General features: G+C 71.9%; 2 protein-coding genes. Both read right to left on the bottom strand.

Features of this window, described 5'->3' with window-relative positions:
• Positions 1–290: 290 nt before the first annotated feature.
• The gene (locus ACFMO7_RS03465) at positions 291–644 is read right to left on the bottom strand and encodes a hypothetical protein (RefSeq protein ID WP_376794139.1); all 354 of its coding nucleotides are present in this window, start codon (positions 642–644) and stop codon (positions 291–293) included.
• The coding region (locus tag ACFMO7_RS03460; protein WP_376794138.1) for a protein-L-isoaspartate O-methyltransferase at positions 645–1,521 on the bottom strand (877 nt) is incomplete at its 5' end.

The following is a 1,521-nucleotide window of genomic DNA, read 5'->3' as shown; positions in this document are numbered from 1 at the left end:
CGCTTCCTCCCACCCAGCGTGCCGCCGATGAGCCACAGGGCAGCCGTCCCGGCGGGCCAGGCGCCTCTGATCTTGGATGGATCAGCAGCCCATCCTGTCCCGTCGGGTGAAGGCTTCATGGCGTCTGCCGTGCACCCCGCGGGGCGATGCCACCTGACCTCAAGACGCCACGCGCAGCCAGCCAGACCCATTGCTACCTGGCCTGGCTGCCAGTCTGCGCAGCCCCGTGCCACGCCCCCGGCAACCACAGCGGCAGCCGCGCTGTCACGAGTCCCTGTATGGCGGCCTCCTCATACCCAGCACATCCCAGGAGGTGACCGCCATCCCTGGTCGCCGCCATCCCGGCTCGCTCCTGGCCCGGCGTCGTCCGCGAGCTGGTGCGCGTCACGCGGCCCGGCGGCTGGATCGAACTCCTGGAACGCAGCGATATCATCCAGCCCGCCGGGCCGGCCACCCGCCGCCTGCTCGACTGGTTCACCACCATCAGCCAGTAACTCGGCTTCGAGCCGGGCGTGCTGCGCTGCCTGGGGGAGCTGCTGGCAGCAAAGCAAGCCGCGCGCCAGCGCCTTGCAGATCACCCGCCCCTGACACTGCTCTAGACCAGTGGTCCTGGCCAGCCCTGCCCCCACCAGCTGCGCTTCCACTCACCTGCTCGGGTGGCGCAGTGGTGCTGCCTGCCCGAGCTTCCTTTCCTCCTCCGCCCAGGAGGCGGCCCGGGCGATCAGCCAGCCCCCTGCGGTCTCGGCCCACAGACGCTGCCCCTGCGCATCCGCCTCCAGCCGATCCTGTTCCAGCCCCGGCTGCCACCGTTGCCACAGCGCCCAGGCTTCCTGCAGCTGCTGCCAGGTCGTCGCCGCCTCCTCCGGCAGCCCTCGCAACTCGATCTCGACCGTCGCCTCCTGATCGCTCTCGCTGCCGGCTCGGCTCCAGCAGACCAGCCCCCGCGGCTGCGTCGCCAGCCACCAGACTAGCCAGCGGCGGGTCTGCCGCTGCTCCTGGGGCGTGAGCGGCCACTCCGGCTCCCCATGAACCTGGACCCAGCGTGGCCAGCTCTTCCCAGCCGGGCGCGGTGGGCGGTCTGCGTCGCCCGAGCCCGACTCCCGGCGCAACGGCATGAAAGCTGCGGGAAAACGCAGCCTCCCCTGCAGCCGGAGGCCTCCCTGCTCCCGCTGGGCGACCAGCACGCCGCCCAGCGGCGCCTGCCCCGGCTGCAGCACGGCAACCAGCCTTTCCCCAGGGGCCAGCTGCTCGAGCCAGGCCCGAGACACGCCCTCGCTGCTGGCGGTCACGATGATGCGGTCAGAGGGGGCATGCGCTGGACAGCCGGCCCGTCCATCGGCCTGCCGCAGGTGCGGTTCCAGCCCGAGCGCCTGCAGCGCCGAGGCGGTCTGCCGCAGGGTCTCCGGCTCGATCTCCAGGCTGGTCACCAGGTGGGCTGCTCCTGTCAGCCGGCACAGCAGGGCCGTTTGATAGCCCGAACCCGTGCCAATCTCCAGCACGCGCTGGCCCGGCTCCACCGCC

It is taken from the genome of Thermogemmatispora sp. (assembly GCF_042408735.1).
GTDB lineage: Bacteria > Chloroflexota > Ktedonobacteria > Ktedonobacterales > Ktedonobacteraceae > Thermogemmatispora.
This window is presented reverse-complemented; position numbering and strand designations above follow the sequence as displayed.